Below are 7,463 nucleotides of genomic sequence, written 5' to 3' on the forward strand. Positions count from 1 at the left end.
GTCGGCGACCGCGACCTCGGGGGCGACGGAAGAAGGATGCTCGCCGTGCGCCTCGCGGCCGATCCCGTTTCCCCTACTGGCCGCGGGGGCGTTCCCGCCGATTCCGGTGGGGCCTGGCCCCTTCGGATCGCGTGCCGACTCGCTGAGATGCCGGTCGGCGCGGTGCCGGAGGGTCCCGCTCAGGAGCGGGACGGCGGGGGAAGGGGGGCGCCGATGAGTTCCGCCGACCCAGGGCGTCTACCCCTCGAGCACACCCCCACAACGGCTGGAGCCCTCCGATGACCGAGACCACCGCCACCGCCACCGGCACCACCTCCCGCGCCGCGAACGTCGGCCTCTGGACGCTGCAGGTGCTCCTGGCCGCCGTCTACGCCTTCTCCGCGTTCGGGAAGCTCGGTGCCGACCCGCAGAACGTCGCCGGCTTCGAGGCCATGGGCCTGGGCACCACCGGCATGTACCTCATCGGCGCCTTGGAACTGGCCGGCGCGATCGCGATGTTCGTGCCCCGCCTGACCGGACTGGCCGCACTGTGCTTCGTCGCCCTGATGATCGGCGCGGTGACGATCACCTGGATCGCGGTGGGCGGCGCGTTCGTCGCCATCCCCGCGACCGTCGGTGTCCTGGCCGCGGTGCTCGCCTGGGGCCGCCGCGACAGCACCCGTCGGCTGATCACGCAGCTGCGTCGCTGACGAGCCCACGACTCTCGACACATCCCGAGCGGCGTTGCCGGCACCGGTCGGCGGGTTGAACCGAGCAGACCCGGGTAGAAGCGGACCGCGCCCGCCCGAGGCGGTACGAGGATCGAGCCGCCGGCCCGAGCCGATCTCGGCCGGGTACGTGGAAGGGAGGCCGATGCGGATGTGGCCGGGTACGCCCTACCCCTTGGGAGCGGTGTTCGACGGAGGGGGCACCAACTTCTCGGTCTTCTCCGAGGTGGCGGAGAAGATCGAGCTGTGCCTGTTCGACGACTCGGGCACCGAGACGCGGGTGCCGCTGCCCGAGCGCAACGGGCTGATCTGGCACGGCTACCTGCCCCGGATCGGACCGGGACGACGGTACGGCTACCGCGTCCACGGCCCCTACGACCCGGCCGCCGGGTTGCGCTGCAACCCGGCCAAGCTGCTGCTCGACCCGCATGCCACGGCCATCGACGGGCGCTGCGACTGGAACGAGGCGCTGTTCTCCTACCGGTTCGCCGAGCAAGCCGAGCGGAACGACGACGACTCCGCGCCGTACGCCATGACCTCGGTGGTCACCAACCCCTACTTCGACTGGACCGGCGACCGGCCGCTGCGGATCCCGTACAACGAGACCGTGATCTACGAGGCGCACGTGCGCGGCATGACGATGCGCCACCCCGACATCCCCGAGGACGTCCGCGGCACCTACGCCGGGCTCGCCCATCCGGTGATGATCGACTACTTCCGGAAGCTGGGCGTCACCGCCCTCGAGCTGCTGCCGGTCCACCAGTTCGTCGACGACTCCACCCTGCTGGACAAGGGGCTGTCGAACTACTGGGGCTACAACACGATCGGCTTCTTCGCCCCGCACAACGCCTACGCCAGCTTCGGCACCCGCGGCGAGCAGGTGCTGGAGTTCAAGTCCATGGTTCGCGCGCTGCACCGCGCGGGCATCGAAGTCATCCTCGACGTCGTCTACAACCACACCGCCGAGGGCAACCACCTGGGCCCCACGCTGTCGTTCCGCGGCATCGACAACCCTGCCTACTACCGGCTCGTCGACGGCGACCCGATGTACTACTTCGACACCACCGGCACGGGGAACAGCCTCAACGTCCGCCATCACGAGTCCCTACGCATGATCATGGACTCGCTGCGCTACTGGGTCACCGAGATGCACGTCGACGGCTTCCGGTTCGACCTGGCCTCCTCCCTGGCCCGGCAGTTCTACGAGGTCGACCGCCTCTCGGCGTTCTTCGAGCTCGTCAACCAGGACCCGGTCGTCAGCCAGGTCAAGCTCATCGCCGAGCCCTGGGACGTCGGCGAAGGCGGCTATCAGGTCGGCCAGTTCCCGCCGCTGTGGACGGAGTGGAACGGGGCCTACCGCGACACCGTGCGCGACTTCTGGCGGGGCGAGCCGGCCACGCTGGCCGAGTTGGCCTCCCGGTTCACCGGCAGCTCCGACCTGTACGAGTCGGACAACCGCCGCCCGATCGCCTCGATCAACTTCATCACCGCGCACGACGGATTCACCCTCAACGACCTGGTGTCCTACAACGAGAAGCACAACGAGGCCAACGGGGAGGACAACCACGACGGCGAGAGCCACAACCGGTCCTGGAACTGCGGCGCCGAGGGCCCCACCGACGATCCCGGGATCCAGGACCTGCGCGAGCGACAGAAGCGCAACTTCCTGGCCACGCTGCTGCTGTCCCAGGGCGTGCCGATGATCGCGCACGGCGACGAACGCGGCCGCACACAACACGGCAACAACAACGTCTACTGCCAGGACAACGAGCTGTCCTGGGTCGACTGGGACCGCAGCAGGGCCGGCAGCGGTCTCACCGAGTTCACCGCCCGGCTCGTCTCGCTGCGCCGCGACCATCCCGTCTTCCGTCGCCAACGCTTCTTCCAGGGCCGGCCCATCCGTGGCTCCAACATCGACGACATCGCCTGGCTGCGGCCCGACGGGCAGGAGATGGACGACGAGGACTGGAACGCCGGGCACGCCCGGTCAGTGGCGATCTTCCTCAACGGACGGGGCATCCCCGACCGCGACCAACTCGGCCGACGGGTACTCGACGACTCCTTCCTCCTGCTCGTCAACGGCCACTCCGAGGGCATCACGTTCACCCTGCCCGACAAGGCGTACGGGCCCGACTGGGGTCCGGTGCTCGACACCGCCGACCCGGACACCACCGACTCCGGCCGACCCACTCTCGCCCCGGGCGACGAAGTTCCCGTCCCCGCCCGGACGCTGCGACTGCTGCGCACCTACGCCGTCACCCCGGCGGTTGCACCCTGAGCTGGACCCGCCCGGGGGAGCCGGGCTGCAGCGACCGGGGATGCAGAGGCCGCGCGGGGCGGCCCGGCTGAGGGCGAGTCGGGAGCGGCGCGGAGTCCGGACAGGGGTCACTCGGGGTCGCCGGTCGGCGGCACTCCGAAGTCGCGCTGTCCCTGGGCCACGGAGCGGTGCTAGGCACGTGTGGGGCAGCACGGCACCGGAGGAGCGGTCGGTCGAGGACGGCGGGTGGTCGTTGTGCGTGAGGCGGACGCGAACTCCTCCCTGGGGGCGCGCCTCCCCCGGTTCGAGGACGGCCGGCTCCTGCGCGGGCGCGGGACGTTCACCGCCGACCTCCCACCGGCGCGGTGCCTGCACGCCGTCTTCGTCCGCTCGCCCCACCCGCACGCCCTGATCGAGGCCGTCGACGTCACGCGGGCGGGGTCGGCGCCCGGGGTGGGCCGCGTCCTCACCGCGGCCGACCTGCCGCACGTCCCGCTGGTGGACGCGGTCGCCGTGCCCGGCCTCGTCAAGACCCCGCAACCCGCGCTCGCGGGCGAGCGGGTGCGGTTCGTGGGCGAGGCCGTCGCGATGGTGCTGGCCGAGAGCCGGGCCCTGGCCGAGGACGCCGCCGAGCTGGTCGAGGTCCGCTACGCGGCGCTGCCCCCGGTCGTCGATCCCGGGGCGGCGCCGACGCGGCCGCCCCTCGACCCGGCCCTGAGCGGCAACGAGGTGTACTCCGGCGAGCGCGCGACCCCGGGGCTCGAGGAGGCCTTCGCCGCCGCCGACCACGTCGTCTCCGGGACGTTCACCTCCGGCAGGCTCACGGCGGCACCGATGGAGGGCCGCGCGTGCTCGGCCACGTACGACCCCGTCGTCGGCACGCTGACCGTGCGCTGTTCCACCCAGTCCCCCCACCTGCTCCAGCGGAAGATCGCCACCTGCCTCGGCCTGGACCTCGCCGCGGTCCGCGTGCTCGTCGACGACGTCGGTGGCGGGTTCGGGCAGAAGATCCCGGCGTCGCCGGAGGAGATCGCCGTGGCGTTGGCGGCCCGCGCGGCCGGGCGCCCGGTGCTGTGGGTGGAGGACCGCCGGGAGAACGTGGTCGCCGCGCCGCAGGGCAAGGAGCAGCGCGTCGAGCTCGCGCTGGCCCTCGACGCCGACGGCACGTTCCGGGCCCTGCGCTGCGACGTGCTCGGCGACGCCGGGGCCTACTCCTTCAACTCGGCCAGCGCGTTGATCGAGGCCTACCTCGCGGCGGGCCTGCTGCCCGGCGCGTACCGCATCCCGGAGACCGGTTGGCGGGTGCGCTCGGTGCTCACCACCAAGGCGCCGATCGCCCCCTACCGGGGCGTGGGCTGGACGGCCGGGCACACGGCCCGGGAGCTGCTGATCGACCGGGCCGCCCGGCTGCTCGGCCGCGATCCGGTGGACCTGCGCCGGCAGAACCTCATCCGGCCGCACGACCTGCCGTACACCACGCCCACCGGCATGACCTACGACAGCGGCAGCCACCTCACCACGCTGGAGCGGGCGGCGAAGCTGGTCGACGCCGCGAACGTGGTCCCCGGGCCCACCGCGGACGGGCACTGCCGCGGGATCGGGATCAGCCCGTACGTCGAGCCGTCGGGCTGGGGTTCCGCGGGCGCGGCGGAGTCCTCCTGGTCGTTCGCCTCGCACGACTCGGTCCGCGTCGAGATGACCGCCTCCGGCGCGGTCACCGCGGTGATCGGGACCCCGTCGCAGGGTCAGGGCCACACCACGACCCTGGCCCAGCTCGTCGCCTCGGTGCTGACCTGCGACCCGCGGCGGGTCCGCGTGGTGACCGGCGACACCGCCGGTACCCCGCTGAGCACCGCGGGGACCCGGGCGAGCCGGGTCGCGACCGTGATCGGCGGGGCGCTGCTGCAGGCGACCGAACGGCTCGCCGCCAAGCTCGCGCTGGTGGCCGGTCACCTGCTGGGTGCCGATCCGGCGGACGTCTCCTTCCGGGACGGCCGGGCCGTCGCCCCCACCGGCTCGGTCGGGCTCGCGGAGATCGCCACCGCGGCGGTCGCCGACCCCGCCGTCCGGGCGGCGTTGCCGGAGCCGGATCTCACCGCCACCGCGTTCTACGACCCGCCCGCCACCTACTCGAACGGCTGCGTCGCCGTGGTCGTCGACGTGGACCCCGGGACGGGACGGGTCGACGTGCTCGACGCGGCGGTGGTCGAGGACTGCGGGACCGTGATCAACCCGATGATCGTGGACGGGCAGACGCTCGGCGCGTTCGCCCAGGGCGTGGGCGCGGCCCTCTACGAGGACGCCGGCTACGCCGCCGACGGGTCCCCGCACGCCACCTCGTTCGCCGACTACCTCCTGCCGACCGCCCGCTGCCTGCCCCGGGTCGCCCTGGAGCACCTGGAGTCGCCCGCGCCGCACACCCGCGGCGGCATCAAGGGCATGGGCGAGTCGGCCATGATCGCGACGCCGGGGGCGGTCGCCTGCGCGGTCGCCGCCGCGGTCGCCCCGCTCGGGATCACCGTGGACCACACCCCGATCCGCCCGCACGAGCTCGTGGCCCCCGAGGAGTGACCCGGTGAAGCCCGCGCCGTTCGACTACGCCCGCCCGTCCACGCTCGACGAGGCGCTGGGCCTCCTGGCCGGGCACGGCGCGTCCGCCCGGGTCCTCGCGGGTGGGCAGAGCCTGCTGCCGCAGATGGCCCTGCGGCAGGTCCGGCCCCGTCTCCTGGTGGACGTCAACCGGGTACCCGAGCTGGGCACGCGGACCACGGCCGACGGGGAACTGCGTCTCGGCGCCACGGTCCGGCAGGCCGCCGCACTGCGCGCGGGCTCCGGGGCGGGCCTGCTCGACGCGGCCCTGCCCTGGGTCGGCAACCCCGGCACCCGCTCCCGCGGCACGCTGGTCGGCAGCCTCTGCGCCGCCGACCCGGCGGCCGAGCTCCCCACGGTGCTGCTCGCCACCGGCGGCTCGCTGGAGGTCCGTTCCGCGGCGGGCAGCCGGACCGTCGCCGCGGCCGAGCTCTACCGGGGACCGGGACGCACGGCGCTGGCGCCGGACGAACTCGTCGTCGCCGCGACCTTCCCGCTCGACGCCGCGGACACCAGGAGCGCCTGGCTGGAGTTCGGCCACCGCCCCGGCGACCTGCCGCTCGTCGGGGTCGGGGTGGTGGCGCAGGTCCGCGACGGGCTCGTCGACGGCGTCCGCGTGGCCTGCGCAGGTGTGCACGACGTGCCCTGGTCGGTCCCCGTCGGCGACCTGCCCGGGGCAGCGGACCGCGGTCTCGCCCGGGAGGTCGCCGAGGCCGCCGCCCGCGAGTGCAGCCCGGCCGACGACCACCGCACGACCGCCGCCCACCGCCGGGTGCTCGTGCGCACCCTCGTCCGCCGCGCGCTGGAGCAGGTGCTCCGGCCGGACGGGGAGGAGGCCACCGATGCCGCCTGACGATCCGCTCGTCCGCCGGGCGGCCGACCCCGTGGCCGTCTCGCTGACCGTGAACGACCGGCCGGCCCGGATGACCGTGGAGACCCGGACGTCCCTGGCCGACGCCCTCCGGGAGGAGCTGGGGCTGACCGGGACGCACGTCGCCTGCGAGCAGGGCGTGTGCGGCGCCTGCACCGTCGAGGTCGACGGCGAGGCGGTCCGCGCGTGCCTGCTGCTCGCGGTCCAGGCCGAGGGCGCCGAGGTCCGGACGGTCGAGGGGTTGGCGGCGCCGGAGGAGCCGCTCCACCCGATCCAGCAGGCCTTCACCGAGCAGCACGCGCTGCAGTGCGGGTTCTGCACCCCTGGCCTGCTGATGACCGTCCACCGGCTGCTCGCCGAGCGCCACGGCCTCGACGAGAGCGAGGTCCGGACGGTCGTGTCCGGCCATCTCTGCCGGTGCACGGGCTACCAGGGGATCGTCGACGCCGTCCTGCACGCCGACCGGGCCTGGGACCGGCCGGTCGGGTCGACGTCCGGCCCCGCCGGCCCGCTCCGGGAGGACACCTCCTGACCGGCCGCGGTGACCGCCTCACGGAGTCATCGCGAGCGGGGATCGTCGTCCGGCTGTGTCTCGTGGGACACGGCCTGGGCGGCCACCTCGGACGGGGCCGGGTGCCCGCCGACGTGCGCCTCCGCCCGGACCCGCTCCACCAGGTGCGGGTAGTGCAGCTCGAAGGCCGGACGCTCGGAGCGGATGCGGGGCAGCTCGGTGAAGTTGTGCCGCGGCGGCGGGCAGGAGGTCGCCCACTCCAGCGAGTTCCCGAAGCCCCACGGGTCGTCGGCCGTGACCGCCCGGCCGTAGCGGTAGCTGCGGAACACGTTCCAGACGAACGGCAGCGTGGAGGCGCCCAGGACGAACGCGCCGATCGAGCTCACCATGTTCAGCGTGGTGAACTCGTCCGTCGGCAGGTAGTCGACGTAGCGGCGCGGCATGCCCGTGTTGCCCAGCCAGTGCTGGACCAGGAACGTCGTGTGGAACCCGATGAAGGTCAGCCAGAAGTGCAGCTTGCCGACGCGC

At 73.6% G+C, this 7,463-nt stretch carries 6 protein-coding genes; 5 read left to right on the forward strand and 1 reads right to left on the reverse strand.

The features are described 5' to 3' along the window. The first annotated feature begins 278 nt into the window (after window positions 1-278). From ACFQH9_RS14480 to ACFQH9_RS14500, 5 genes are all read left to right on the forward strand, one after another. Window positions 279-689 (forward strand): DoxX family protein, encoded by a 411-nt coding sequence (locus tag ACFQH9_RS14480; protein WP_379566580.1) that lies wholly within the window; start codon window positions 279-281, stop codon window positions 687-689. Window positions 690-852: 163 nt separating this feature from the next. Beyond that, window positions 853-2,985 carry a glycogen debranching protein GlgX gene (gene glgX, locus ACFQH9_RS14485; RefSeq protein ID WP_379566581.1) on the forward strand — a complete coding sequence of 711 codons (2,133 nt, stop codon included), beginning with the start codon at window positions 853-855 and terminating at the stop codon, window positions 2,983-2,985. A gap of 225 nt (window positions 2,986-3,210) precedes the next feature. Next, the gene (locus ACFQH9_RS14490; protein ID WP_379566583.1) at window positions 3,211-5,535 is read left to right on the forward strand and encodes a xanthine dehydrogenase family protein molybdopterin-binding subunit; all 2,325 of its coding nucleotides are present in this window, start codon (window positions 3,211-3,213) and stop codon (window positions 5,533-5,535) included. A gap of 4 nt (window positions 5,536-5,539) precedes the next feature. Further along, complete coding sequence (locus ACFQH9_RS14495) at window positions 5,540-6,406, forward strand: FAD binding domain-containing protein (RefSeq protein WP_379566584.1); 867 nt, start codon at window positions 5,540-5,542, stop codon at window positions 6,404-6,406. Then, a complete protein-coding gene (locus ACFQH9_RS14500; RefSeq protein WP_379566585.1) occupies window positions 6,396-6,956 on the forward strand; it encodes a (2Fe-2S)-binding protein in 561 nt (186 codons plus the stop codon). The genes ACFQH9_RS14495 and ACFQH9_RS14500 overlap by 11 nt, the downstream gene beginning before the upstream one ends. Window positions 6,957-6,982: 26 nt before the next feature. Here ACFQH9_RS14500 and ACFQH9_RS14505 read toward each other — a convergent pair. Further along, a partial coding sequence (locus ACFQH9_RS14505) for a cbb3-type cytochrome c oxidase subunit I (RefSeq protein ID WP_379566587.1) occupies window positions 6,983-7,463 on the reverse strand: 481 nt, incomplete at its 5' end.

Origin of the sequence: Pseudonocardia lutea (assembly GCF_042658055.1) — a bacterium.
Taxonomy (GTDB): domain Bacteria; phylum Actinomycetota; class Actinomycetes; order Mycobacteriales; family Pseudonocardiaceae; genus Pseudonocardia; species Pseudonocardia lutea.